Raw genomic sequence first — 26649 nt, forward strand, 5'->3', positions numbered from 1 at the left:
TTGTTCAAACCGACCGGGTCATTCCGGCGAAGGCCGGAATCCATGTCCGGAATTCTTCTTGAACGCCGGCGTCTGGGAACGCATTCGGACATGGATCCCGGCCTTCGCCGGGATGACGTCGTGGTCGCTCACGTCTACTTCCCCATTGGATACGGCAGATACCCCGCAAACCCGGTCAGCTTCCACACGCCCCCCATCTTCCGGCAGAAATACAGCGTCTGCCAGTTGAGCACGTCCTTGCCGCCATCGGTCAGCTTGATCTCGCCGTCGAACTTCTTGTGGGCGATTGCGATGTCGCCGTTGATCTCGATCTCGGTTAGCGACGTCGCGCGGTGGATGCCTGCGAGCACATCCTCGGCATAGTCGAGCTTCTGGCTCTCCCTGGCCTGGCGGATCCAGTCGTCGCGATAGGCCTCCAGCGTCGGGAAGCTGATGCGCCAGTCATCAGGATTGCCCGACTTGCCGCCGTTGATGCCGAGGAAGCCTTCCTTGATGAAGTCGCCATCGACCATGCTCCAGTCGGCCGCGACGAAGGCGGCGATGTCGCGCTCGACCAGCATGGTCCAGATCTGGCTGCGGTCGGGATCATCGGAAAATGGGTTGGTGCTGGTCATGCAGGGTCTCGTCTTTGACTTGGGCGTTCCGTGGGTATCAGGCGAGGTCCACAAAATGTGACCGGCGCTCTCTCATCGTCGCCATTTGTGTTCCAGATTTTCATTGGTGCAAAGAGCGCGCGATCAAACTGGTGCGCCCAAATGAATACCAATTGCGACATGGTGCGCTTTCCCATGTGGCTTGTCCACACCCGAAATCGCTCCGAACTCGATACAAACGCCCGAAATTTCAGCAAAATGCTGCCCCTTTGAGCAAAGTGACGGGGTGGCTTAAATTGGTATTGTCATTGTGACGGATTCGTGTTGACATTGCTTTCAGAACGATCCTAATCTTGAAAATCGTTTACATAAAGCTCGACCAATCCGAAAGAGATTGGCGGGGAAAACAGGGTGACGGGTACAAATATGCGGGTAGGCATCATCGGCCTCGGCTATCGTCTTGGCTATCTGGCGCGGGTCTTTTCCGCCGCCCGGGATGATTTTTCGATTGCCGGTTACGTCGATCCGGCGCCCGCCGGCCTGCCCTATGCCACCGAACACGGCGTCAACGTCGGCAAGCAGTTCGACAGCCTCGAAACGCTGCTCGACAGCGAGAAGCTTGACCTCCTGATGGTCGGTTCGCCCAATCATCTGCATCTGGGTCACATCCGCATCGGCCTCGAGCGCGGCATGAAGATCTTCACTGAAAAGCCGGTCGTCACATCGGTCGACGACACGATGGAGCTGGCCAAGCTCATCGCCCAATACGGCTCGGACAATCTGATGGTGGGCCTGGTGCTGCGCTATGCCCCGCTCTATGTCGACCTGCGCAAGGCCCAGGCTGATGGCGTGATCGGCGACATCACCTCGATCGAAGCGTCAGAGCACATTCCGCCCTACCACGGCGCCTTCTTTATGCGCGACTGGCGCCGCTATGAGCGCTATTCGGGCAGCTTCATGCTCGAGAAGTGCTGCCACGATCTCGATCTCTATAACGGCGTCATGGGTTGCCGACCGCAATATGTGTCGAGCTTCGGCGGCCGCCGCACCTTCATTCCGGCCAACGCGCCCGCCAGTGTCGGCATCAACGACATGGAAGTCTATCATCGCAAGCCGAGCGGCTGGCAAGGTAGCGACAAGGTCTTCGACAGCGACGGCGACATCATCGACTTCCAGACGGCCATGGTGCAGTATTCCAATGGTGCCGCGCTGACCTTCCACACCAATCTCAATGTCCCCGACGATTTCCGACGATTCGCCGTGATGGGCGCCAAGGGCATGGCCGAAGGCGACTTCATCCGTAATTTCATGCGCGTCACCGATAGCCGCACCGGCGATCGTCTGGTCGACACCACCTACAAGACATCAGAGCTCAGCCAGCATTACGGCGCCGACGAGCAGATGGCCGCCGATATCCTGACCCACATGGTCGATGGCGCGCCCTTGCCGGTATCGGTGACGGATGCCCTTGAGGCCGGCCTGTTGGCCCTCACTATGGACCAGGCGATGCGGACGCGATCGGTGATCGACATGACCCCGATCTGGCAGCGGTTCGACGCCGCCCTCGGGCGAGCGAGCTAAGGAGAAGGCCGATGACCAGCAACCGAAGCGCCGTCATTTTCGCTCTTGCCCTGCTGGCTCCGGCCCTCATCTACATTACCATCATCGTCGCCTATCCGCTGCTCGACACGATCATCCTGAGCTTCACCAATGCGGCCCTGCGACCTACCTATGATTTCGTCGGCTGGGCCAACTACCAGCGCATCTTCGGCGCCGGCGACTTCACCGAAGTCATCATCCGCACCCTGGTCTGGACCGCCTTCTCGGTGTCCATAAAGATGATCATCGGCATGTTCGGCGCGGTGCTGCTCAATGCTGCCGTGCCTGGCCAGACCCTGTTCCGCGTCCTCACCATGCCGCCCTGGATCGTTCCGATGGCGATCGGCATTTTCATGTGGAGCTGGATGTATAACGGCCAGTTCGGCATGATTTCCGGACTCTTGCAGAACTTTGGCATCTCCGATGGGCCGGTCGCCTGGCTCGCCTATGGCCATACCGCCTTCTGGGCCACCATCGTCACCGACGTGTGGATCGGCGTGCCGATGGTCACCATCTATTTCCTGGCCGCGATGCAGTCGATTTCCAAGGATCTCTATGAAGCCGCCTGGACCGATGGCGCAGGCCGCTTCTACCGCTGGCGCCGGATCACGCTGCCGCTGATGTTGCCGGCCATCATCACCATGAGCCTGCTTTCGCTCATCGCGACCTTCAACTCGTTCGACATCATCTACATCCTGACGCGCGGCGGCCCATCGGGGGCCACCACGACGATGATCATCGACACCTACAATACCGCCATGGGGTCCCGTAAATACGGCGAAGGCGCCGCCCGTGCCGTGGTCATCTGCATCTTCGTCTCGATTTTCTGCCTCGTGTATTTCCGCGCCGTTCGCCGGCTGTCGCAGGGAGAAGCCAAATGACCGATGTTCCCCACGCCCAGGAAGTGGCCGCCGCAGACAGCCCGGCCTTGGTCAAGCCGCAGCGCAAGGCCCGCGCCCGTTCCGCCAAGGCCATGATTGACCGCTACCGTTGGTACGAAGTGGCTGCCGTTTATGCCGGCATCGCGGTGTTCTTGTTCTTTGTCCTCGCGCCGTTCATCGAGGGGTTCCTGGTTTCGCTGAAGCCGCTGTCACAGCTGTTTTCGACGCCCTATAGCTTTATTCCGAAGAACGCGTCTTTCGAATCCTACGTCAATATGTGGCGTTCGGTGCCGCTCCTGGGCCTCCACATCTTCAATTCTTTCTTCATCTCCTCGGTGGTGACGCTAATCGTCATTGTGGTGGTGGTGCCTGCGTCCTACGCGTTCGCTCGCTTCAGCTTTGCCGGTTCTGGCGCCCTCCTCGGCGGGTTCCTCGCGGTCAACATGTTTTCGGGCGCAGTTCTGCTGATCCCGCTGTTTCGCCTGATGCGCTCCCTGGGCCTGCTCAACACCTATTGGGCGATGATCGTGCCGGGTGCCGCCTTCCTCATCCCGTCCTCCATCTGGCTGCTGCGCACCTACATGATGCGCATCCCGCGCGAGCTGGACGAAGCCGCGTGGGTCGATGGCGCATCGCGCCTCTATACCCTGCGCCGGGTCATCCTGCCGCTGGCCATGCCGGGTATCGTCGTCGTCGCGATCATGACCTTCATCGGCGCCTATGCGCAGCAGTTCATCTTCGCGCTGACCTTCAACTCCAAGACTGAATTCATGCCGCTGCCGATCGGGCTCTTCGCCTTCTTCGGCAATCAGGAAGTGCAGTGGAACGAGCTGATGGCTGCCTCTTTCGTCGGAATCCTGCCGGTCATGATCGTCATCGTGTTCCTGCAGCGCTACCTCGTCGCCGGTCTTACCGCTGGTGCCGTGAAGCAATAGGCCCCCGGGCCTGACAAGAACCAGGCTGGACCCGTTCTCGGATCCAGCCGAGGGAAAGCGCCTTCGGGCGTGCAACAAGGGAGACTAAAGCATGAAAATGACCAATAGGCTGCTCCTCGCCTCAATGGTAACGCTTGCCGGATCGACCGGCCTGGCCACCGCTCTGCAGGCCGAGGAAATCAGCTTCATCGTCTGTGGCGATGAGATCGATCCGCTCTATGTCGGCTATATCGAAGAGTGGGAAGCTGCAAATCCCGACTTTCCGATTGCAACGGAAGTCGTCGGCTGGGGCCAGTGCCAGGACAAGGTGACCACGCTTGCTGCCGCCGGCACCCCGGTTTCCCTGGCCTATGTCGGCTCGCGCACCCTCAAGCAGTTCGCCCTCAACGACCTCATCGTCCCTGTGCCGATGACCGAAGAGGAAAAGGGCGCGTATTATAACTACGTACCCGACACCGTGACCTTCGATGGCACGCAGTGGGGCGTCCCCGTCGCGTTCTCCACCAAGGCCCTTTATTGGAACAAGGACCTGTTCGAAGCCGCCGGCCTCGATCCGGAAGTTCCGCCCACGACCTGGGCAGAAAAGATCGCTTTCGCCCAGCAGATCACCGAGAAGACCGACGCTGCCGGTTACGGCCTGGTCGCCAAGACCTTCGACAACACCATGCACCAGTTCCTCCATTGGGTTTATACCAATGACGGCCTGATCATTGATGCCGAAGGCAACATTGTCATGGACAGCCCGCAGGTTCTGGCTGCCCTGACGGCGCTCAAGGACATCACTCCCTTCTCCGAAGAAGGCCCGACGGCCTACGAGCAGAACGAAGTTCGCGCCATCTGGCTCGATGGTGGCGTTGCCATGATCGAGGCTTCCCCGGGCGCCGCCAACCTTGCCACCGAAGCCGGCATGAACTGGGGTGTCGCTCCGCTGCCGCTCGGCCCGGATGCCAAGGGTCCCGGAACGCTGCTGATCACCGACTCGCTGGCCGTGTTTAAGGGCACGGGCGTTGAGGACAAGGCGATCGAATTCGCCAAGTTCATCACCTCGCCCGAAAAGCAGTGGGCCTATGAAATGGCTGCGGGCCTGACCCCGCTGCGTCCGGTTCACTCCGATGAGCTGGTTGCCGAGAAGCCCTACTGGAAGCCGTTCCTCGACGGCATCGAGTTCGGTGGTCCCGAGCCGCTGCTGACCGACTATGTCGGCCTGCAGAACGCCATGATCGAAATGGTGCAGTCCGTGGTGACCGACGCCGCCGAGCCTGCTGCTGCCCTCACCAAGGCTGCCGGCGAACTCGAGCAGTACAAGTAAGGTCGTCCTCCGACCAAGCCGTCGCCCCTGCACCGGGGCGGCGGCACCCCCTCCAGAATTTGCCTGCCCGCGGGAACCGCCCCGCCGACCGGAGTCGACCATGTCCCAGCTCAGCCTCAAGCGCCTCGAAAAGTCCTTCAACGACGCCCGCATCATCAAGGGCATCGATCTTGAAGTGTCCGAGGGCGAGTTCGTGGTGTTCGTCGGCCCCTCCGGCTGCGGCAAGTCGACCCTTTTGCGCATGATCGCTGGGCTCGAAGACGTGACCCAGGGCGAGATCGTCATCGGCGGCAAGGTCGTCAACGACCTGCCCCCCGTACAGCGCGGTATCGCAATGGTGTTCCAGAGCTATGCGCTCTACCCGCATATGACGGTGTTCGAAAACATCGCCTTCCCGCTGCGCGTCGAAAAGCTGCCCACTGACGAGGTTAATACCCGCGTCCACGCCGCCGCCAAGGTGCTGCAGCTCGAGCCGCGCCTGCAGCATCGTCCGGGCCAGCTCTCCGGCGGTCAGCGCCAGCGCGTTGCTATCGGCCGCGCCATCGTGCGCCAGCCCAAGATTTTCCTCTTTGACGAGCCGCTCTCCAACCTCGACGCTGCGCTCCGCTCCGAGATGCGCATCGAGCTGATGGAGCTGCACAAGCGCCTCGGCTCGACCATGGTCTATGTCACCCACGATCAGGTCGAAGCCATGACCATGGCCGACAAGATCGTTGTGCTCGATGCCGGTACGATCGCCCAGGTGGGCTCGCCGCTCGAGCTCTACCACAAGCCCGACAACCTCTTCGTCGCCGGCTTTATCGGCAGCCCCAAGATGAACTTCATCAACGGCACGGTGACCTCGGCCGATGGCGAGACGGCCGTGGTCGACCTTGGAGCCCTGGGCACCATCAGCCTGCCGCGCCAGTCGCGTGCCATTGCCGGCCAGACCGTGACCCTGGGCATCCGTCCCGAGCACCTCAACCTCGACGGTGGCGACTTCACCATTCCCGTCACCCCCAAGATCGTCGAACATCTCGGCATTCACACCGTCACCTACGCGACGCTGCCGGGCGGCGAGAACTTCGTTGCGCTCTACGAGGGCGACCCCGACGTGCCGGAAGGGCAGGCGCGCGACGTCAGCTTTGACCTGCGTCAGGTTCATCTCTTTGACCAGGCAGGCCTGGCAGTCTACTGACCTTGCAGACTGCACCGGGGGGAACCATGCTGGATATCGTCGGCCTGTTGCAGACCGAGAAGAACGAGTTCACCCGCTCCGAACGCGCGCTCACCGAGATCGTGCTGGCCGATGTCGACCGCGTGCTCAAGATGAGCATTGTCGATCTGGCGGCCCATGCCGACGTGTCCCCGCCCACCGTCACCCGCTTCTGCCGCCGCCTCGGTTGCGACAGCTATGCCGATTTCAAGGTGCGGCTGGCCCAGTCGCGCTTCGTCGGCCAGCGCTATTTCGCCCCGACCGCTGGCCCTTCCAGCGTCCACGAAATCGCCCAGGGCGTCGTCAACGGCATCCAGTCCATCATCTACGAAACCTTCGATCATCTCGATTTTGCCGCCGTCGAGCGTGCCGCCGAGAGCCTGGTCAAATCCTCGTTCGTACTGTCCTTCGGCTCGGGTGGCGCCTCTTCGATGATGGCGGGCGAGATCGAGACAAGGCTGTTCCGCCTTGGTCTTAAGGTCGCCTCGACCGACGACCACCAGCTGCAGATGATGCGCGCCGCTGCTGCGCCGCCGGGTACCGTCATCATCGCCTTCTCGCTCTCGGGCAACAATGCGCAACTGGCCAAGACGCTGACCGTGGCCGGTGAATATGGCCTGACGCGCATCGTCGTCACCCGTTCGGCATCCATGGTCTCGGCGCAGTCCGACATCCTGCTGCCGGTCAACTGGCACGAGAACACCGATATCCTGCGCCCCACCCCCGGCCGCTACGCCTTTCTCGCCACTGTCGACGTGCTGGCCCAGACCGTCGCCACCCGCCTTGGTCCCTCGGCCATCGCCAGCATGCGGCGCATCAAGCACCAGCTCGTCGTCAACCGCGACGGCGACGACGGCCAGCCGCTGGGGGATTGACGAACGTACCTGCACGCCCTCGTGGTTCGAGGGTCGCTACGCTCCCGCCTCACCATGAGGGCTACTTTGAGACCCAGCTACCAGTAGCCCTCATGGTGAGGTGCGAGTTCTCCACGAGCCTCGAACCACGAGGGCGTGCCACGAAATTTCATCACGAGTCCGCCATGACCATATCCTTCTCCCTCGTCACCACCTGGAGCCCGGCCGCTGATGGCGAGCCGCTCGGTTATGGCATCGAGCTGACTAATACCGGCGACGTCGCGGTCAGCGATTTCGAGCTTGGCTTTTCGGGCCCCGCACGCATCGATCCGCATGCGACGTTGGAAAACGGTAAGCTGCTCAAGCGCCTGTCCAACCACTCGCTGATCGCCCCGCCCGATGGCTACGTGCTGCACCCGGGCGAGACCTGGACCTCGGTCGCCCGCGGCCTTTCCTATGGCCTGCGCCACTGGAGCGATGGCGCCAATACCGGCTATGTGGTGCTGAGCGATGGTACCGTTGTGACGCTTGCCACGGCGCCCACCAAGGCCAAGGGCCACAATTCCCCGCTGCTCAAGGGCACGGTGAAATTTCCTGTCCCGGCCAAGGCGCCGGTCTCGGTCTCGATCATTCCCTGGCCAAAGTCCGTGGCGACATCAGGCGCCCGCATCGCCCCGCCCGGCCTCGATCTCAAGCCCGAGGGCACCGATGCCACCAGGGCCGCAGCGGCCTTTGCTGGCCTCGTGGCTGACCTGTTCCCGGTGGAAGCCATCGTCCGGCCACCCTCAGAAGCCGGCATGCCTGTCGCCATCCGCTACAAGGTGGACCTCGGTCCCGAAGCCTATGAACTGCACTTTGCCGACAATGGCGCAACAGTGGAAGCCACCACCCGCCAAGGCATGTTCTATGGCCTAGTGACCCTGGGCCACATCCTGCGCGGCGCCAAGCAATACTCGCAGACCTTCGTCTTTCCCACCGGCGGCACCATCACCGACGAGCCGGGCCTGCGCTATCGCGGTTGCCATCTCGACGTGGCGCGCCAATTCTATACCGGCGCCGAAGTCAGTCGACTGATCAAACTGCTCGCCTGGAACAAGCTCAACAAGTTCCACTGGCACCTCAGCGAAGACGAAGCCTGGCGCGTGGAGATCGATGCCTATCCCGAGCTGACCGAGGTCGCTGCCTGGCGCGGCCACGGCAAGGCCCTGCCGCCTTTGCTGGGCTCCGGCCCGCAACCGACTGGCGGCTATTACTCCAAGCCCGTCATCCGCCAGATCGTGGCCCTGGCCGACAGCCTCGCCATAACTGTCATCCCCGAAATAGATATGCCCGGACATTTCTACGCCGCGCTACAGGCGCTGCCACACCTGCGCGATCCCGACGAAACGGGCGAATACCAATCGGTGCAGGGCTTCCCCAATAACAGCCTCAACCCGGCCTATGAGCCGGTCTATGAATTCGTCGAAAAGGTCGTCGACGAAGTGCTGGAGCTGTTCCCGGCGGGCATCTTCCACCTGGGCGCCGACGAAGTGCCGCTGGCCGCCTGGTCGGGTTCGCCGCTGGCCCTCGACATGATCGAGCGGATGGCCGGTCCCGAGATGCGCAAGAAGCACGAAAAGCAGTTCAACCAGCTCGGCAATCATGGTGGCGCCGACGAGATCGAGGGCTCGCCAACCGCCGTCATCCAGGCTGAATTCATACGCCGCGTCCACAAATACATCGCTAGCAAGGGCGCCATAACGGGCGGCTGGGAGGAGGCGGCGCATGGCGATGCGGTCGACAAGGACAAGAGCTTCGTCATCGGCTGGCGCAATGTCGAGATCAACGCCGCCCTCGCCGAGCGTGGCTACGACATCGTCGTCTCGCCCGGCCAGCGCTACTATCTCGACATGGCCAATGGTGTCGCCTGGGCCGAACCCGGCGCCGGCTGGGCCGGCTGGTCGGGCCCGCAAGAAACCTATGAGTTCGAAAGCCGTCAGGGCATGTCCGAGAACGGGCTGAAGCACCTGCTCGGCGTCCAGGCCTGCATCTGGAGCGAGTCCATGACCGACCGCGCCATCTTCGACCGACTGGTATTCCCGCGCCTGTCGGCCATCGCCGAATCCGGCTGGACCACACCGGAGCGCAAGAGCTGGGAACGGTTCAAGGCGTTGGTTGGGACCATGCCGATCATGTACGGTCACTGGGCCGCAGATTGACCGCAGTACGGCGCGTCGATGCTAACAGCCTGCTAACCAATTGGGGCCCCGTGCTACGCCCACGGGTCCTCCACCATCGGCCAGATATTCCGCCGCGCCTTGCGATAATCGGTCTCCGCCGGTCGGTTCGGATAGGGCTTCCCGGCCGAGCAATAGACGATCTCCGAGGCGATCTTGGAGAAGCTATCATAGAAGTGGTTGGTCGACTTTATCAGCAAGATCTTGCGCGATTTCGGATCGATGCCGAGCGCTGAAAACAGTGACGGATCAAAGCTTTGCGCGCGGGTGGAGTTGAGGATCACGTCGATGCCATTGAAGCTTATCCACGCCGCGTCGCCGAACGGGGCATAGCTCTCGCCGAACCGCATCTGGGCGTCGCGGACCACTCGATTGACCGTCACATATTGGTCGATTGGGTGCCCAGTATGTGGCGCGGACTTCGCACCAAAACGCAGGGGGATGACCGCACCTTCCCCCGCCGCAAAACAAATCTGCACCGCGATGGGATCCCAGATGGTGCCGACCGCCACATCGGTCACACCGCGCGTGATCAGTTCGGCCAGGATGACCGTGGCATCGCCCGCCGTGCCGCCGCCCGGATTGTCCCAGACGTCAGCGATGACTACCGGTCCGGTGGGCGCGGCAAGCGCAGCGTCGACCGCGGTCTTCTCGTCGACCTGGCTGACCATGAAGGTGCCGCGCATCGAGAACAGTTCGCGACCCAGCGTCTCGGCAAAAGCGGCGCCCTTGGCGGGATTGTCGTCGGTGACGGCGATGACCTTGGTGCCCAGCTCTGGCACGTCGCCGGCCATGAAGCCGTGGATGACCGACAGCGACAATAGGCCCGGCTCGGACTTTTCGAGTGCGTAGAGCTTGTCGACGAAGCCACGCATCGGCTGCTTGGAGGTGGGGAAAACGTCGATCATGCGGCAGTCGAACACCGACATGACAGGCTTGATCTCGCCCTTGAGCGTCCGCACGGCGATCGACCACAGGTCGCGGGCCCGGTCGACGAAGTCGATATGCGGGAATTCCTTGAACACCACGAAGAAGTTGGCCGCGGCGACACGCTTGGCGGTGAGGTGGCTATGCGGATCGAGTTCGGCGCAGACCAGCACATCCGGCCCGACAATCTCGCGGACGCGGGTCAGCAGGTCGCCTTCGGGGTCGTCATAGCCCTGGGCGACCATGGCGCCATGCAAGCCCAACACCACGCCGTCGACCGGCAGTGCGGCGCGCAACTGGTCGAGGATTTCATCGCGAAGCTCTTCGTAGGTGGCGCGGGCGACGAGGCCCGCCGGATCGGCCCAGCTGGCGCTACCCTCGATCAGCGTCCAGCCTTCGCGCGCGCAGACCTCGCGACCGACGGTGATCGGCGCGGTGCAGAGCGTCGGCGTTGCCGGATGCTGGCCGGGCTTGGCATGGAGCGAGGCCTCGAATGCGCGCTTGTCGATCGCGATGGGCGAGAAGGTGTTGGTTTCGGTCGCCAGGGCAGCGGTAAAGACGCGCACGAGGATCTCGCTAGACTATGACAGATGGTACGGCCGGAATGCAGGCCCGCAATGAGCAGGCTAGCACAGGCCATAGGGTCGGATCACGTAAGAAATTTTCACTCGTGATCGGATTTTGCGAAGGATGGCGGCAATTTTACGCGCTATGGTGCTGTTCTAAGAAACTGGCTTTCAGAAATCGACAAGGAGTGTCTCGATGCCGATCAAGCGCTATGGCGCCGAAAAGTCTGGTGCCGGTGGCCAGAACTTGCCCTTCGCCCGCGCCGTGGAAGCGGGCGGTTGGCTCTATGTTTCGGGCCAGGTGGCGATGAAGGATGGCGAGATCGTCGGTACGGGGATCATCGAGCAGACCCATCTGACCATCAAGAATATCATCGCCATCCTCGAAGAGGCCGGCTACGGGCTCGAGCATGTGGTACGCTGTGGCGTGTGGCTCGACGATCCGCGCGATTTTTGGAGCTTCAACGCGGTCTACAAGAGCTATTTTGGTGAGAACCCACCGGCTCGCGCGGCGGTGCAGAGCCATATGATGGTGGACTGCAAGGTCGAGATCGAATGCGTGGCGTATAAGGGTCCCTGACATGACCTCCCCCTTCCGCCTTGATGGCAAAACTGTGCTCATTTCAGGCGCCGGCGGCGGCATTGGCCAGTCACTGGTCAAGGCGTTTCGCGATGCCGGTGCCAAGGTCGTGGGAGGTGACCGGGAAGCCAGCATGCTGGAGGGCTTGGACCTCGCGGGACAGGTGTTGTTCGACCTGGCTGACCCCAAGGCAACGCGGACATCGATCGAGCGCTATCTCGCCGCGCATGGCACACCCGATGCGGTGGTCTCCAACGCCGGCTTTACCCGGGCCGAGCATTTCGGTCAGGTGGATGACGACGTCTGGGCCTCCGAACTCGCCATCAATCTCAACGGCGCCTATGCCATGACCGACCCGATCGTCAATGCCATGGCAAAGCGCGGTTCGGGCAGCCTGGTCTTCATCTCCTCGGTCAATGCGCTGGCTCACTACGGCAACCCAGCCTACGCGGCGGCCAAGGCGGGGCTGGTCGCCTATGCCAAGGCCATCGCGGTCGAGCGCGGCGGGGAGGGCGTGCGGGCCAATGTCGTGGCGCCCGGTTCGGTACGCACGCCGGCATGGGACCATCGCCTGGCCGCCGACCCGACCCTGCTCGACAACGTGCTGCCGCACTATCCGCTTGGCCGCATGGTGCTGCCGGTGGAAGTCGCCAATGCGGCGGTGTTTTTCTGCTCGGATGCGGCGTCGGGCATCACCGGCACGGTGCTGCCTGTCGATGCCGGGTTGATGGCCGGCAATCTGCGGTTCGTCGATGAAGTCTTGAGGGGCAAATGACCACGATCTCCGAACTCGATACCCCCGCCGTGCTGGTCAACCTCGATCGCGTCGAGGCCAATCTGCAGCGGGCCCAGGCCTTTGCCGACAAGGCGGGGCTGAAACTGCGCCCCCATATCAAGACGCACAAGCTGCCGCGCTTTGCGCAGCGGGCGATCGACCTCGGCGCTGTCGGTATCACGGTGCAGAAGCTGGGCGAGGCCGAGGTGATGGCCGATGCCGGCATCACCGACATGCTGCTGACCTTCAACATCATCGGCGCGGCCAAGCTGGCTCGGCTCAAGGCGCTCAATGAGCGGGTGACCATCCGCGTCGTGGCCGACAGCAAGGAATGTGTCGCCGGCCTTTCCGCGACTTTCGCCGGCGGCAAGCCGCTGGGTGTTTTCGTCGAATGCGATACCGGCATGGGCCGTTGCGGCGTGCAGTCGCCCGAGGCGGCATTTGATCTGGCCCGAACGATCATCGCCGCGCCGGGGCTCGAATTCTTCGGCTTGATGACCTATCCCGCCGCCGGAAAATACCAGGCAGCGGCTGAGTGGCTGGCCACGGCCAAGGGCCTGTTCGAGGCCGCGGGGAGTGCGGTGCCCGTGATCACAACCGGAGGCACGCCCGATATCTGGCATGCCGATGAGGCCGGCGTGGCGACCGAATACCGGCCCGGCACCTATATCTATATGGATCGTTCGCAAGTCGCGGCGGGTGCCGCCAGCTATGACGACTGCGCGCTGACCGTGCTGGCGACGGTGGTGAGCCATCCGACGTCAGGTCGGGCGATCATCGATGCCGGGTCCAAGGCGCTGACCAGCGACCTGCTCGGGCTGGTCGGACATGGCTATGTCCCTGCCTACCCCGAGGCGAGGATCGTTGGCCTGAGCGAAGAACATGGCACGCTGGACGTGTCGGGCTGCGCGAATGGCGGGCCAAAGATCGGCGAGCAGATCGCCATCATTCCCAATCACTGCTGCCCGGTGACGAACCTGTTCGACCACGTGCATCTGGTGCGCAGTGGGGAACTGGTGGAAACGGTACCGGTGGCGGCGCGGGGTCGGATGGATTGATTGGCCTAAGCCGGTCGGGCCGCGGTCGACCTGCGCGGGCGCTGGCGACGGATCAGCCACTCTGCCGTGCCGAGATTCAGAATCCAGGCGGCGCTGATCGCGACAGTGCGGGTCAGGTCGTCCAGCTGACCGGCCAGCTGGAACGGCAGAAGGATAGTCGTTTGTGTGCCGACCACCATGCCGATAGCATAGGTGCGGCGCATCCACGCCTGGTGCCGCGGAATATTGCGCTGGCGCACCGCCAAGAAACCGGCAATCAGCGTCGCCAACATGGCAGGGCCGAACGCCAAGCGGAACACATGCATGATGGGACCGTCGGCGGGAACGAAATCATAGGTCAGGGCCATCCATGAGCCGGTGAGCGCTGCCAATGCGCCGCACACCACCAACACCCGACCAGCTCGGCGGTGCCAGTTGATGTTTCGGCGCCGGAAGCCCGGCGAGAACTGCATTGCGCCGAGTAGAGCAAAGATCATGGCCACCACGATGTGCAGCACAATCGGGGCGGGTGCGATAAAAAATCTTGCCGATTCCGGGGTGATGGGGCCGCCATCGGCAAGCGCCCCGAGCCGCAGGGCGCTATTGGCCAGGGGCACGAGCGCCAGCCCGATCAGGCCTGCCGGAATGAGCCAATCGGCATGATCACGCGTCATAATGTGGAACTCCGACCCAAGGCGAAATAGTTGCCATAGTGCGAAGGTCGCGGCGAAGCATGATCGGCAATATGCTCAACCAAAGCTTGCAGTCGAGCACCAGCATGATTCCGCCCTCCTTCTTCTCCCGCCCAGCCCCTGACGTCGCCCGCGATCTCATCGGCGCAACCCTGCTCGTGGACGGCGTCGGCGGTCCTTTGGTCGAGGTCGAAGCGTATGACCCGACCGATCCGGCCTCGCACAGCTTCAATGGTCCGACGCCGCGCAACGCGGCGATGTTCGGACCGCCCGGACATGCCTATGTCTATAAGATCTACGGCATCCACTGGTGCCTCAACTTCGTGTGCCTGCCCGGTAGTGCGGTGCTGATCCGGGCGCTGGAGCCGGCGCAGGGTGTGCACCTGATGCTTGAGCGCCGCGGTGGGGTCGCGGATCGTCAGCTCTGCTCCGGGCCTGGCAAGTTGTGCCAGGCGCTTGATGTGACAATTGCGCAGAATGGTCTGCCGCTCGATGCGCCGCCATTCGAGCTCATCGCCCGCGACACCGAGCATGATGTCGCGACGGGCCCGCGCATTGGCATCACCAAGGGCGTCGAGACGCCATGGCGCTTCGTGCGGCGTGGCTCGCCATATCTGAGCAAGCCCCTGCGATAGCCCTCATGCCCGCCTGGGAGAGGCAAGCGGAACCAAACCAGCATCCAACGATTGGCGCTGCCAGAGACCAGCGCGCGTCGACCGGACGTGGCGGCAGAGGGAATGGGTCGGTTTTTCCGGTCTCCCGTCCCGGCCAACGAAATGGCAGCCGAGCCCTTATCCCGCCCGCGCTGGTCTTATCCAATCGTGTGAACTTGCCGAGCCAGATTGACCTTCGCCCAGGCCAATGGCACCCCTAGCGCGCTTGGGGAGACATGAGCATGGGACAAGACATCAAGACGCGGCTTGGCGGCGTCGTCGCGCTGGCGCTGGGGGCGGCGATCTTCTGGTTCTTCATCTGGCAGCCGCTGCAGCAGGCGCAGGCGGGCGCGGCCGAGATCAGCTATTCGACCAAGGCGTTTATTCTCGTGCCGTTCTGCGCGGTGTTCGGCATTGCCTTCCTGCTGTTCGGCTCGCGCTTCGAGTATCGCAACGCCGATCACAAGAATTTCACCCTGGCCGGCTGGGTCGCCTTCATCATCGGCGTGGCGCTCGCGGGGGCCGGCTGGTGGTGGTACGAGCAGCAGTTCGCCGCGCTCGGCTACGTCTGAGCTTTCTGGGCAAGACCGGTCTATTGCGACTCCCGTGACTTGCGGCCCACCCCGGCACTGTGATTCAACGACGGGGTGAGCACGCTAGAGTCGGCATGGGATTTGTTCAGCAGCGGCGCGATGGCCATGCCACGCGATCCGCATGGCGTGCTGCGTGAGGTTTTCGGCCACCAGAGCTTCCGCGGCCAGCAGGCCGATGTCGTCGAGCATGTGGTCGAGGGCGGCGATGCGGTGGTGCTGTTCCCCACCGGGGCCGGCAAATCCATGTGCTACCAGATCCCGGCGATCTGCCGGCCGGGCGTCGGCATTGTGATCTCGCCGCTGATCGCCCTGATGCGCGATCAGGTGGAGGCGCTAAAGCAGGCCGGCGTCGAGGCGGCGGCGCTCAATTCGTCGCTCAGCGCCGAGGAATCGGCGGAGGTGCGGCGCAAGCTGCGCAATGGCCAGCTCGACCTGCTCTATGTGGCGCCCGAACGGGTGGCGACGCCGGGCTTCGCCAATATGCTCAGTGGTATCGACATTGCGCTGTTCGCCATCGACGAGGCCCATTGCGTGAGCCAGTGGGGGCACGATTTCCGGCCGGAATATCGCGAGCTCAGTAAGCTCACCGAACTGTTCCCCGGCGTGCCGCGCATCGCGCTGACGGCGACCGCTGATCCGACGACGCGCGAGGACATCATCGAGCGGCTGGGGCTCGAAGGGGCGCGGGTGTTCACCACCAGCTTCGACCGGCCCAACATCTCCTACTCCATCGTCGAGCGCGACAAAGCCCGCGACCAGTTGCTGGCATTCCTCGCCGCCCACAAGGGTAGCTCGGGCATTGTCTATTGCCTCTCCAGGGCCAAGGTCGAGGACACGGCCGACTGGCTCTCGGGCAAGGGCATTCCGGCTTTGCCCTACCATGCCGGGCTGCCGCCCGGGACGCGCAGCGCCAACCAGGATGCATTCCTCAAGGAGGAAAACATCTGCATGGTGGCGACGGTGGCCTTCGGCATGGGCATCGACAAGCCCGACGTGCGCTATGTCGCCCATATGGACCTGCCGGCCTCAATCGAGGCCTATTACCAGGAAACCGGCCGCGCCGGACGCGACGGCCAGCCGGCCGATGCCTGGATGAGCTATGGCATGGCCGACGTGGTGCAGCGCCGCCGCATGATCGACGAGGGCAATGCACCCGACGAGGTCAAGCGCGTCGAGCACGGCAAGCTCAATGCATTACTGGGCGTGTGTGAGACCGCCGAGTGCCGCCGCAAGGCCATTCTCAGCCACTTCGGCGAAATCTACGACGGCAAGTGCGGCAATTGCGATACCTGCCGGTCGCCAGTGGAAAGCTGGGACGGCACCGAGGCGGCGATCAAGGCGCTGGCGGCGATCTATCGCACCGGCATGCGCTTTGGCGCGGCGCATGTGATCGACGTACTGATGGGCAAGGCCACCGAGAAGGTCGAGCGCTTCGGCCATCAGAACCAGGCCGTGTTCGGGCAGGGCGCCGATCTCGATGCCAAGGTGTGGCAATCGGTGATCCGGCAGCTGACCGCGATGGGGCTGATCGTGGTCGACCACGCCAATCATGGGGCGCTGACGCTGGGCGAGGGCTCGCGCGCCGTGTTCAAGCATGAGCGCACCGTGACCCTGCGCAAGGACCGGCCGAAGAAGACCGTGGAAGTGCGCCGCCAGCTTGAGCGTGCCGCCAGTGTGCCGCCGCATGCTTTGCCGCTGTTCGAGGCCCTGCGCGAGGAGCGCACGCGACTGGCCAAGGCGCAGGGCGTGCCGCCCTATGTCATCTTCCACGATGCGACCCTGCGGGCCATGGCGCTGGCGGTGCCCAAGCATCCCCACGACATGCTGAACCTGCCGGGCGTTGGCCAGGCCAAGCTCGATCGCTATGGCGAAGCGTTCCTCGCCGTGGTGGCGCGGCAGGGTAAGTAGTTACCCGTATTGGGCGCAAAATTACTTACGGTATTCACCAGGAAACCGGCTTTCGCGCCGGATCATTTTCAATCCTGCTAACACTTGGTCATCAGTAACCAAGCGTTAAGCATGATCTAGTGATGTTCCACGCCGCCGATTCTAGCCGCATTACGCCGTCGCAGCCGATCCTCGCAATCCCCGGCCGATCGGTGGGCGAATGGTTGGGCGAGATTTGGGCCCTGCGGACAGAGGCTTTGCTCGGCGGGGTCAGCGGCATCGCGCTGGCGCTGCTGACCGCGCAACTGGTGACGCCGAGCTATCAGGCCAGCGCGCAGATCTATATCGATCCGCAGAACCTGCAATTGCTGGAGCGCGATCTGTCGCCGTCGACAGGTTCGGGCGATGCGGGCGTGGTGCTGATCGAGAGCCAGGCGCGGGTGATGGCGTCGGACTCGGTGTTGCGGGCGACGGCGATCCAGCTGGGGCTCGATACCGACCCCGAATTCGTCGGCAGCGGCAATCCGCTCAAGGCCTGGATCGAGCAGCTGAGTGCCTCCGATGCGCCCGCTGATCCGCTGGGCAAGGCAGTGACGCGGCTCGCCAAGGCGGTGCATGTGGTGCGGCTCGACCGGACCTATGTGGTCGATGTCTATGCGGAATCCGAAAGCGCCGTGAAGGCGGCCGACATCGCCAATGCGGTGGTGGGTAACTACCTGGCTCTGCGCGAGGCGCAGCGGGCCGAGCAGGCCGGGCGGGCCTCGACGACGCTGGAAGGGCGGCTGGCGCTGTTGCTGGGCGAGCTGGAGGCGGCCGAGAATGCGGTCGAGCGGTTCAAGACCGAGAACCACATCGTCGAGACCGGCGGGCAGTCGCTGCTTGAGGGGCAGGTCGGTCAGACCAACCAGGCGCTGCTGGCGGCCAACAATGCCGTCGAGGTGGCAAGCATCCAGCTTGAGCAGTTACGCGCGCTCGCTGCCGACCCGGCGCGGCTGTCGGCGGCGCCCGAGGCTGTCGGTTCTGAGGCGATGACGCAATTGCGCACCGAGCTGCAGGCCGCGGTGGCCGATGCAGCTGTGCTGGGCGCGACGCTCGGCGCACGGCATCCGCGCCTGCTGGTAGCGCAGGAGCGCGTCGCCACCGCCCGTGCTGCGGTGGGCGTGGAAATTCAACGTGTCTTGGCCTCGGCCGAGTTGGGCCTGCAGCGCGCACGGGAAAGTGCGGCCGCGCTGACGACCCAGCTGGCGTCCGCCGCGACTGACATGCAGGACACCGACTCCAAGCGGATACGCCTGCGTCAGCTCGAGCGCGAGGCCGAGGCCAGCAGGGCGGTGTATGAAGATGCACTGCTCCGCTCGCGGGAAACGGCCGAGCAGGCGAATGTGGACACGCTCAATGCCCAGGTCGTTTCCCGCGCCGCGCCGCCTGTGGAACGCAGCTTTCCGCCCAAGCTGACTACATTGTTGCCGCTGGGACTGATCGCTGGCGTGGCGCTGGGGGCCGGTTTGGGCTGGCTGCGCCGGCGGGCGCGGATTGCACGATGAAACGGCGGGCTTTGCTTGCCGGGCTTGCCACGCTGGGCGTCGCGCCGCCATTGCGCGCCGCCGGGTCAGGTCGCATCGAGATCGAGGGCAACAGGTTTGCTTGGAACGGGGCGCCGCTGCGGCTCAAGGGGATTGCCATGGGCGATCCGGTCTATATCCGCTATGGCCGCAGCCTCGACGACTATCGGGTCGTGGCCGAGTATTGGGCGGCCAATTGTGTGCGCATCAGCGTGCATCCCGGCCATTGGCGCTATGACGCGACGCTGATGGGCCAATTGCTCGATGCCGATATCGCCGCAGCGCGGGCGCAAGGCCTGTTCGTCATTGTCGACTGGCACGCCATCGGCTTTCCCGGTCGCTACGAGCCGGTGCCACCGCCTGAATGGGGGCTGATCGCGGACGCGTATCTCTCCAGCATCGACGATGCCAAGGCCTTCTGGCGTGGCATGGCCGAGCGGCATGGCGGCGATCCGGCTGTTATCTTCGAGCTGTGGAACGAGCCAGTCGGGGATGACCAGCACTGGGTGTCGGATGGCGCCTGGTGGTCGGAGTTCAAACCGGCCTGGGCGGCAATTACCGCCGAGATCCGTGCCATCAGCGACAATATCGTCCTCGCCTCGGGCGGGCGCTGGGCGCATGACCTGACCGGCGCGGCAGCCGATCCGCTGGACGATCCACGCACGGCCTATGCCTGGCACGTCTATCCCAATGAAGACCGGCATGAGCCGGACCGCTGGTTCCGCAGCCTGGGTGCCCTGGCTGTGCACAAACCCATCGTGGTGACGGAATGGGGCTTTTGCCCGGACTGCGATGGTGGCCTGCAAGGCGGTATCGACGATTTTGCGATCCCCTTCACCCGCGATGTGCTCGATGTACTGGGGCTGAGCCATACCGCCTGGTGCTACAGCCCTGGGGCCGCGCCGGCCCTGTTGTCGCCTGACGGGTCGCCATCGGACTATGGCCAGTTCGTGCGCGACTATCTGCGGAGACTGGCATGATCGCGGCCGTCGCGCGGCTCGATGTCAGGCCGTTGCTGGTTGGCGGCTTTGCGCTCTTTGCCATCCTCGTGCTGTGGACGCAGGCGCAGCCGTTTGCCAGCCTCTCCGACTATGGCGTGCTCGACGATCCGACCCAGTCCAATGCGCTGCGGCGCAATCTGACGCTGCTCATTCTGGCCTTGGCACTCTGGCTGGTCTGGCGCGGTGGGCAGAGCGGGCGGTTGTGGGAGACGATCAGTCCGGGGCTCGTGGCCATTTTCGCCTGGTTCGCGCTGACGGCGCTGGTGTCGCGCGCGCCAGGTCTGGCGCTCAACCGGTTGGCGCTGGCCGGCATCGTCATTGCCATTGCGGTCTGCCTGCCGCTGCTGTTCGCGCGACTGGGTGATTTTGTCGTTCTGCTGGGGGTGGCGGCAAGCACGGCTATCGTGCTGTCCTTCCTTGGCGCGCTGTTTATGCCCGACCTGGCCATCCATTCCATCCGCGACACCGTGGAGCAGGGGCTGGCCGGTGATTGGCGCGGCATGTTCAAGCACAAGAACGACCTGGCGCCGATGGCCATCCATTTCTGCCTTGTTGGCATCCTGCTCTGGCAGTTCGACCGCCGGCTGTGGGGCGCGATGGTGGTGGCCGGGGCGTTGGCGCTGCTCATGCTGTCGGGCGGCAAGTCGGCGGCCTTGCTGCTGATGCCAACCTTGGCGGGTGCGGCAGTCATTGTCCACGTACGGGCCGGCATAGCCATGCTGGTTGCGATCGCGCTGGTCGGCGGGCTCGCAATGCTGACTCTGGGATCGGTGGCGTTCCCCGCCATCGGTGCGATCGCGGCGCACCTGCCGGATCCGACCTTCACCGGGCGAGCCGATATCTGGCAGTTGGCACTGGCGGCGATCGAGCAAAGGCCGCTGACCGGCTATGGCTACAACATCTTCTGGGATACCGGCGCTGCCTATAGTGTTGCCGCCTCGGGCGATACGGCCGCGCAGGTATCGCATGCTCACAACGGCTATCTCGAAGTCGCCCTTTCGGCCGGCATTCCCGGGCTGGCGCTGGTGCTGGCCTGGGCCGGCCTGGCGCCGTTGCGCCAGATCGCGTCGATCAAACAACGGACGCTGGATCGGGCCGAGCAGGCGTTTCTGTTCTACCTCGTCGCCGCCTGGCTGTTCACGCTGCTGATTTCGAGCCTTGAAGCGGTGCTGTTCAACCGGGGCGATTCCATCTGGTTCACCGGGCTTCTGGCCATGGTCTGCCTGCGACTGTGGTCGCGCTCGGCGCTGATGCCATGAGCCGCGTGCTGCAACTGGTGACGCGCGACGAACCCGGCGGGGTGCGCGTGTTGACCCGCATGGTTGAAGCGGGATTGTCGGCGCGTGGGCATGACGTGACGACGCTGGCTTTACGTGGGGAAGGGGGCTCGGTCGCGAAGGTGATCGCCGCGATACGAAGCGGCGGCTATGATGCGATCCTGTCCTATCAGGTGGCCGCCAGCCTTGTCGGGCATGCGGCGGGTTGGATAGCGGGTGTCCGCGTACGTGCCACCCATCTCACGGCGATCCCCTCGGCCATGCGGCCAGCCTGGCGGTGGCTGGATCGACTATGGGGCAGCATTGGACTGCATACGGATGTGATCGCCAATTCGACGGCGACGCTGGCATCGGTGGCGGACTATCCGCTAGCCTATCGGCACAAGCTGCGACTGATCCGTCATGGTGTCGCGCCCCTGCCGGAGCAACTACGGCGAGACTGGCGCCATGCCCTGGGCATCGCCCCGCTGGCGCCGCTGCTGGCGGCGAGCGGGCGGCTGGTGTCGCAGAAGAACCATGCGGCAGCGGTGGCGGCACTGGCACTGCTGCCCGGCACGCATCTGATCATTGCCGGTGAGGGCGCGCTGTGCGCACCGCTGATGCGGCAGGCTGACGACCTCGGCGTGGCCGAGCGGCTGCATCTGGTTGGCAATCTCGATGCGGCACAACTGGCCGGTCTGCTCAGTGCTGGCGATGTCTATGTTTTCCCATCGACCTGGGAAAGCTTCGGGCTCGCAGTGGTCGAGGCCTCCATGCTCGGGCTGCCGGTGGTGGCCAGCGACCTGCCGGTGCTGCGTGAGGTGCTGGCTCCGGCGCTGGCCCGGTTCCACCCGCCCAACGATGCCGCCGCTTTGGCGGCTGGCATAGGCGACACCCTGGCCCACTATCCGTCAACCGCCGAGCGTGCGGCATCGGCGTCCGCGACGCAGCAGGCGCATGCGGTTGGGGGCATGATCGACGCTTATTGCCGCCTGCTCGACGGCGCCATCTGACCCAGCAGCGCCCTGATATCAAAAAGGTTCCAGCGTAGGGCGAGCCATATGGACGAGATGGCGAGAACCAGCAGGACCAGCCACCAACCGGCCAGCAGCAACGCCATCAGGCCGACTGCACCCGTCACTGCACTCCATGCTGTTGCCTCGGCTGCCTTGCGCCAGTCGATTGGCATGACCCGGGTGTGGCGGTCGGCAATGAGGAACACCGCTAGCGCCGCGACCTGTCCCAGCGCAAAGCTCAGTGCAGCGCCGCCAATGCCCCATGCCGGGATCAGGAGCAGCGCACCCGCTGCGGCGACGCCGAGCATCGCGAGGCTCGCCAGAACTTCGCGGCGGGCCGAGCCGGCGAAGTAAATGGCCTGGCCGAAATAGTAGGCGCGGAGCACGAGGCAGGCTGTGCCCAGCACCAAGGCAGGCAGCACGGCATGGACCTCGTCGACATAGCCGGGTGCCAGCAGCGCACCGAGCAGGGTCTCGCCCAGCAACAGCCAACCGAGCGTGCCGAAGAGGATGATGGTCCAGAGGGTGGTGAAGGCGCGGCGCAAAGCGACAGTGCGGGAGGGGTTGGTCGGTGACATGGCCTTGGCCTGCGACAGGTAGGCGGCGGCGATGGCCTCGCCCAGGACCACGAAGCCTTGCCGCACCACGTCCGACATGGCGCCGTAGTGTGCGACGGCCGCTGCGCCGGCAATGCGTTCCAGCACCAGCCGATCAGTATTGAGCGCCAGCGCCGTCACACCCAGCGCGATGATCAGCGGCCCGCCATAGCGCACGATGCTCTCCAGATCGGCTCGTGTCGGCCGGGCAAAGCCGCCCCGCCGAAGCGTGAGCAGCACGGGTAGCGCCGCAACGATCTGGGCGAGGCCGACAGCCGCCAGTAGGGCGGGAGCCGACTGTGTGATGAGCAGGGCCAGGGTGCCGAATACCAGCATCAGCACACCGCGCAGCAGGCCGGCGGCGGTGACCTCGTGCACCATCAGCCGCGCTCGCCCGACCTCGACGGCGCCGATCTGCACGACGAAGCCGGCAACCAGCACGGCGATGCCGATGGCCGCACCGACGTCGAGCCAGCTCAGGATCGTCGCAATCACCAGGAACGGGGCGACTGCCGCGCCCGCCACGCCCAGCAGCGCCGCCAGCGCTCCTGCCAGGCGCGCTGCCTGTTGCGGTTGGTAGACGCCGAAATGCGCATGCAGCAACCACTGGAAGGCGGTGCCAAACACAACGAAGCCGGTGGCGAAGCCGACGAGATAGCCGCCATAGACATCGGGCGTTGCCAGCCGGGTGAATACGGCCACCGACACAATATTCAGCACTGCGGCAGCCAGTCGAGAGACCAGATAAAGCGAAGCGTGGCGATCGTTCACTGTAGTAGTCGTGATAATACAGATTCGAACATACGTATTATTCCGTAATATTAACCCGTTAACCCGGATCGACGTGACTTTACTTCAATCAATACGGAAAACAGGTAAATCAATTTCTATTGTTGGTCGAGAGATGTTGCGAGCGATCCCTGGTCCCATAATCGTGCTGATCCGCGCCATGTCCGGTGGTGGGGCGCAGCGGGATGCCATTGAACTGGCCAATGGTCTGAGCGCGGCGGGGTGGCCCATCACCGTGGCCACGCTGGATGCTCAGGGGCCGCTGCGGATGCGGCTCGATCCGTCCGTGCCGCTGCTCGATCTGGGGCAGGGGCGCAGACTGCGCATGGCGCGGGCACTGCCGGTGTTGATGGCCATGATGGTGGGCCTGCGACCGCAGGCGGTTATGTCGTCCGAAGCTTCGGGCAATGTACTGCTGTCGTTGGCGGCGCTGCAGCTTGGCCGGGAGCGTCCGCGCATCATCCTGCGTGAAGTGGCGGCGCCGTTGGCGGCCCGCCGCAGCGATCCGCATTTGCAGAATCGGGTTGGCTATTGGCTGGCACCGTGGCTGTACCCGCAAGCCGAGCGGGTGCTCAGCTTCACCCAGGGCGTGCGGCGCGAGCTGATCGCGGATTTCCGGGTCGCGCCAACACGGGCGATCAATCTGGGCACCAATGCCGTGCTGACCGAGGCGCGTCTGGCCGATCTGGCGCAGCCGGTTGAGCGGGAGCCGAACCTCATTGTGGCCGTCGGGCGGCTGTCGCCGGAGAAGGGCTTTGCCGACCTCATCGCCGCCTTCGCCGCAGTGCGGGACGACCGGCCGGCGCGGCTGACCATTCTGGGCGAGGGGCCCGAGCGACCGCGGCTCGAACGGCTGGTAGCCGGGCTTGGACTCTCCGACTGCGTGGCCTTGCCCGGATTTGTGGCCGAGCCGACCGATCATGTGCGCCGCGCCGCATTGCTGGTGTCGAGTTCGCGTCATGAGGGCTTCGGCAATGCCATTGTCGAGGCGCTGGCCTGCGGCACGCCCGTTGTCGCCACCGACGCGCCGCATGGGCCGCGCGAAATCCTGGACCACGGCCGCTACGGCACGCTGGTGCCAGTGGGCAATCTCAGCGCGCTGGCGCATGCGATTCACGAAACGCTCAATCGGGCCCCGGATAGGGAAAGCCTGCGCGCCCGGGCGGCCTGCTACACCACCGAGGCAACAGTTGCCCGCATGGCCGAGGTGTTCGGCGAGCTCGGTCTCGTCCGCGACCCGGTTCTGGAGGGGGCATGATGCTCGCTTTACCCGAGCCCCTTGCCGGCATGTCGCGTCGCTTGGCGCGGGCTGTGCCGTTCCGGCCGTTTCGGCTGGACCTGCCACAGCCGGTTGTGTCGTTCAGCTTCGACGATTTCCCACTGTCGGCGGCTGAAAACGCGGCGCCCGTGCTCGAAGCCTATGGCGCAAGGGGGACGTTCTATTTCGCCGACCAACTGGCCGACCGGCACGAGAATGGTCAGTTGATCGCCGGCCGCGCCGTGACGGCAGACCTGGCCGAGCGCGGCCATGAGATCGGCGGCCATACCAGCAGCCACATCAACGTCCAGCGCGTTGCGCCGGACTGTCTCATCGCCGACGCATCTGCCAACACGTCGGCGATCGCGGCGCTGAGCGGGCAGGCGCCCTCCTCCTTCGCCTACCCGTTCGGCGTCGTGTCAATCAATGCCAAGCGGCTGCTGGCGCATCGCTATGCCGGCTTGCGTGGCATCCAGCCGGGTATCAACCGGGGCTGGATCGACCTGGCGCATCTGCATGCGCAGGAGCTCTACGATGTCAGTCTGCCTCTGCTGCGGGTGGAGCTGCTGCTCGACGATCTGCAGCGCCGCGGCGGCTGGATGATCTTCTACACCCATGATGTGCGCACGCAGCCCAGCAGCATCGGGTGCTCGCCGGCGCATTTCGCAGCGGTGGTGGAGCTGGTGACCCAGCGCGGCATCGCCATCGAGACGGTGGCCAATGTCCTTTATCGAGCCGGCGTCAGCATGCCCGGTTGGCGGAGGATCGGCTGATGGACAGACGCGCCCCGCAGAGCGGCACCACGCCGTTGCAGCTTCGTGACGCGGCGGAAGTGGCCGGCCTGTTCTATCGCGCCTTCCGCGATGGCCGTACCCCGCCGGACGAGTTTGTCGACTACTTCCGGGAGAGTTTTTTCGGCAGCCCGACCTATGACCAGGCCTTGGGTGGCCTCGTGCATCGAGGCGACGAAGGTGCCATCGATGGGGCCTTGCTGGTCATCCCCATGCGCGTGGTGGTCCACGGTCGGCTCATGACCGGACGGCTGATGAGCAACTACATGACCGATCCGGGCAAACGAACCAAGGGTGGCGCCGAAATGGTGCTCACCATAAGGGCCCGCAACCAGGATTTCTGCTTTTCCGACAGCGCCAATCCGGTCAGCGCCGATCACTGGAAAGCCGTGGGCGGGCATGTGTTGCCGATCCAGAGCCTCGATTTCCGTCGCGTGTTCCGACCGGTGGGCTGGATGGCCATGCGGCTGACCCAGCGACTGCCAAAGTCGATTGGGAGACTGTTGCAGGCTGCCACGTGTCCGTTGGACGCAGTGCTGCGCTGGATCGTGCCGCGGCTGGGCGCGGACGGTCCGATCGGATCGCGGATCGAGATAGCCGACTTCGTGACACTGGCGCCGGGTCTGGTTGAGCGCTTTGCCGTGCATCCGGCATGGCAGCCTGAAGAATTGGGCTGGCTGCTCGACATGGCTGCGCGCAATATCATCAACGGCCCGCTGCATTTGCGCGAGGTCCGCGATGGCAAGGGCCACCTTGCCGGGGCGCTGGTGTTCTATGCCCGGCCGGGCGGCACGGCGCGGGTGCTCAACATCCTCAGCCGCAGGGGGCGCGAGGAACTGGTGGTCGGCGCCTTGCTGGCCGAACTCGATGCCATGGGGTGCCTGGCCGTCGAGGGCATGGCGCAGCCTTTTCTGATGGAAGCATTGAGCCGGCAGGCCGGCATGGGTTTCGTGCCGCGCGGCGCCTATTGCATCTCGACCCGGCATGCCGAAATTGTCGACGCAGCCAAGCGGGGCGACGTCTATCTTGGTGGCCTGATGGGGGAGGACTGGAGCCGACTGGTGACTGACTTTCACCATTGAACCGCC

24 protein-coding genes are annotated in these 26649 nt (G+C 64.3%); 20 read left to right on the forward strand and 4 right to left on the reverse strand.

Features of this window, described 5'->3' with window-relative positions:
• Window positions 1-134: 134 nt before the first annotated feature.
• Window positions 135-614, reverse strand: a complete 480-nt coding sequence (locus IM737_RS15435; RefSeq protein WP_236895298.1) for a hypothetical protein — start codon at window positions 612-614, stop codon at window positions 135-137.
• A gap of 405 nt (window positions 615-1019) precedes the next feature.
• Between IM737_RS15435 and IM737_RS15440 the strand changes: the two genes are divergently transcribed.
• The 7 genes from IM737_RS15440 to IM737_RS15470 all read left to right on the forward strand — a co-directional run bounded on the left by IM737_RS15440 (window position 1020) and on the right by IM737_RS15470 (window position 9564).
• Window positions 1020-2174: a Gfo/Idh/MocA family protein gene (locus IM737_RS15440; protein WP_236895300.1), complete on the forward strand. Its 1155-nt coding sequence runs from the start codon at window positions 1020-1022 to the stop codon at window positions 2172-2174.
• A gap of 11 nt (window positions 2175-2185) precedes the next feature.
• Window positions 2186-3073: a carbohydrate ABC transporter permease gene (locus IM737_RS15445; RefSeq protein WP_236895302.1), complete on the forward strand. Its 888-nt coding sequence runs from the start codon at window positions 2186-2188 to the stop codon at window positions 3071-3073.
• 92 nt (window positions 3074-3165) lie between these two features.
• Window positions 3166-4008 carry a carbohydrate ABC transporter permease gene (locus IM737_RS15450; RefSeq protein ID WP_236899942.1) on the forward strand — a complete coding sequence of 281 codons (843 nt, stop codon included), beginning with the start codon at window positions 3166-3168 and terminating at the stop codon, window positions 4006-4008.
• Between the two features lie 97 nt (window positions 4009-4105).
• Window positions 4106-5317 carry an ABC transporter substrate-binding protein gene (locus IM737_RS15455; RefSeq protein ID WP_442874209.1) on the forward strand — a complete coding sequence of 404 codons (1212 nt, stop codon included), beginning with the start codon at window positions 4106-4108 and terminating at the stop codon, window positions 5315-5317.
• 100 nt (window positions 5318-5417) lie between these two features.
• Window positions 5418-6494 carry an ABC transporter ATP-binding protein gene (locus tag IM737_RS15460; protein WP_236895306.1) on the forward strand — a complete coding sequence of 359 codons (1077 nt, stop codon included), beginning with the start codon at window positions 5418-5420 and terminating at the stop codon, window positions 6492-6494.
• A 26-nt stretch (window positions 6495-6520) separates the two neighbouring features.
• A complete protein-coding gene (locus IM737_RS15465) occupies window positions 6521-7387 on the forward strand; it encodes a MurR/RpiR family transcriptional regulator (protein WP_236895309.1) in 867 nt (288 codons plus the stop codon).
• 164 nt (window positions 7388-7551) lie between these two features.
• Window positions 7552-9564: a beta-N-acetylhexosaminidase gene (locus IM737_RS15470; protein WP_236895310.1), complete on the forward strand. Its 2013-nt coding sequence runs from the start codon at window positions 7552-7554 to the stop codon at window positions 9562-9564.
• A 53-nt stretch (window positions 9565-9617) separates the two neighbouring features.
• On the opposite strand, the gene IM737_RS15475 is transcribed toward IM737_RS15470, so the two are convergent.
• On the reverse strand, window positions 9618-11075 hold the full coding sequence (locus IM737_RS15475) for a M81 family metallopeptidase (RefSeq protein WP_236895313.1): 1458 nt from the start codon (window positions 11073-11075) through the stop codon (window positions 9618-9620).
• A 196-nt stretch (window positions 11076-11271) separates the two neighbouring features.
• Here IM737_RS15475 and IM737_RS15480 point away from each other — a divergent pair, with 196 nt between their 5' ends.
• The 3 genes from IM737_RS15480 to IM737_RS15490 are packed head-to-tail and all read left to right on the forward strand — an operon-like array spanning window position 11272 to window position 13488.
• Window positions 11272-11655, forward strand: a complete 384-nt coding sequence (locus tag IM737_RS15480) for a RidA family protein (protein WP_236895315.1) — start codon at window positions 11272-11274, stop codon at window positions 11653-11655.
• Between the two features lies 1 nt (window position 11656).
• Window positions 11657-12430, forward strand: coding sequence for an SDR family NAD(P)-dependent oxidoreductase (locus IM737_RS15485; protein ID WP_236895323.1), 774 nt, complete (start codon window positions 11657-11659; stop codon window positions 12428-12430).
• Window positions 12427-13488, forward strand: a complete 1062-nt coding sequence (locus IM737_RS15490; RefSeq protein ID WP_236895325.1) for a D-TA family PLP-dependent enzyme — start codon at window positions 12427-12429, stop codon at window positions 13486-13488. Before IM737_RS15485 ends, IM737_RS15490 begins: the two co-directional genes overlap by 4 nt.
• 5 nt (window positions 13489-13493) lie before the next feature.
• On the opposite strand, the gene IM737_RS15495 is transcribed toward IM737_RS15490, so the two are convergent.
• Window positions 13494-14141, reverse strand: coding sequence for a DUF2306 domain-containing protein (locus tag IM737_RS15495; protein WP_236895327.1), 648 nt, complete (start codon window positions 14139-14141; stop codon window positions 13494-13496).
• A 104-nt stretch (window positions 14142-14245) separates the two neighbouring features.
• Between IM737_RS15495 and IM737_RS15500 the strand changes: the two genes are divergently transcribed.
• The 7 genes from IM737_RS15500 to IM737_RS15530 all read left to right on the forward strand — a co-directional run bounded on the left by IM737_RS15500 (window position 14246) and on the right by IM737_RS15530 (window position 22124).
• Complete coding sequence (locus IM737_RS15500) at window positions 14246-14794, forward strand: DNA-3-methyladenine glycosylase (RefSeq protein WP_236895329.1); 549 nt, start codon at window positions 14246-14248, stop codon at window positions 14792-14794.
• 260 nt (window positions 14795-15054) lie between these two features.
• Complete coding sequence (locus tag IM737_RS15505) at window positions 15055-15384, forward strand: hypothetical protein (RefSeq protein WP_236895331.1); 330 nt, start codon at window positions 15055-15057, stop codon at window positions 15382-15384.
• A 120-nt stretch (window positions 15385-15504) separates the two neighbouring features.
• Window positions 15505-17313 carry a DNA helicase RecQ gene (gene recQ, locus IM737_RS15510; RefSeq protein WP_236895333.1) on the forward strand — a complete coding sequence of 603 codons (1809 nt, stop codon included), beginning with the start codon at window positions 15505-15507 and terminating at the stop codon, window positions 17311-17313.
• 122 nt (window positions 17314-17435) lie between these two features.
• Entirely contained in the window at window positions 17436-18836 is a 1401-nt protein-coding gene (locus IM737_RS15515) for a GumC family protein (RefSeq protein ID WP_236895334.1), read from the forward strand.
• Complete coding sequence (locus tag IM737_RS15520; protein WP_236895336.1) at window positions 18833-19834, forward strand: cellulase family glycosylhydrolase; 1002 nt, start codon at window positions 18833-18835, stop codon at window positions 19832-19834. The genes IM737_RS15515 and IM737_RS15520 overlap by 4 nt, the downstream gene beginning before the upstream one ends.
• Window positions 19831-21114 (forward strand): O-antigen ligase family protein, encoded by a 1284-nt coding sequence (locus tag IM737_RS15525; RefSeq protein ID WP_236895338.1) that lies wholly within the window; start codon window positions 19831-19833, stop codon window positions 21112-21114. The genes IM737_RS15520 and IM737_RS15525 overlap by 4 nt, the downstream gene beginning before the upstream one ends.
• Complete coding sequence (locus IM737_RS15530) at window positions 21111-22124, forward strand: glycosyltransferase family 4 protein (RefSeq protein ID WP_236895340.1); 1014 nt, start codon at window positions 21111-21113, stop codon at window positions 22122-22124. Before IM737_RS15525 ends, IM737_RS15530 begins: the two co-directional genes overlap by 4 nt.
• On the opposite strand, the gene IM737_RS15535 is transcribed toward IM737_RS15530, so the two are convergent.
• Window positions 22094-23494, reverse strand: a complete 1401-nt coding sequence (locus tag IM737_RS15535) for a lipopolysaccharide biosynthesis protein (RefSeq protein ID WP_236895342.1) — start codon at window positions 23492-23494, stop codon at window positions 22094-22096. The two genes, IM737_RS15530 and IM737_RS15535, sit on opposite strands and share 31 nt — an antisense overlap.
• A gap of 133 nt (window positions 23495-23627) precedes the next feature.
• Between IM737_RS15535 and IM737_RS15540 the strand changes: the two genes are divergently transcribed.
• Genes IM737_RS15540 through IM737_RS15550 form a run of 3 tightly spaced genes read left to right on the forward strand, consistent with a single transcriptional unit; the run spans window position 23628 to window position 26643 of the window.
• Window positions 23628-24770, forward strand: a complete 1143-nt coding sequence (locus IM737_RS15540; RefSeq protein WP_236895344.1) for a glycosyltransferase — start codon at window positions 23628-23630, stop codon at window positions 24768-24770.
• Window positions 24767-25543, forward strand: a complete 777-nt coding sequence (locus IM737_RS15545) for a polysaccharide deacetylase family protein (RefSeq protein ID WP_236895346.1) — start codon at window positions 24767-24769, stop codon at window positions 25541-25543. The genes IM737_RS15540 and IM737_RS15545 overlap by 4 nt, the downstream gene beginning before the upstream one ends.
• Window positions 25543-26643: a GNAT family N-acetyltransferase gene (locus tag IM737_RS15550; protein WP_236895347.1), complete on the forward strand. Its 1101-nt coding sequence runs from the start codon at window positions 25543-25545 to the stop codon at window positions 26641-26643. The genes IM737_RS15545 and IM737_RS15550 overlap by 1 nt, the downstream gene beginning before the upstream one ends.
• Window positions 26644-26649 lie beyond the last annotated feature (6 nt).

The organism is Devosia sp. SL43, from assembly GCF_021729885.1.
Taxonomy (GTDB): Bacteria; Pseudomonadota; Alphaproteobacteria; order Rhizobiales; family Devosiaceae; genus Devosia.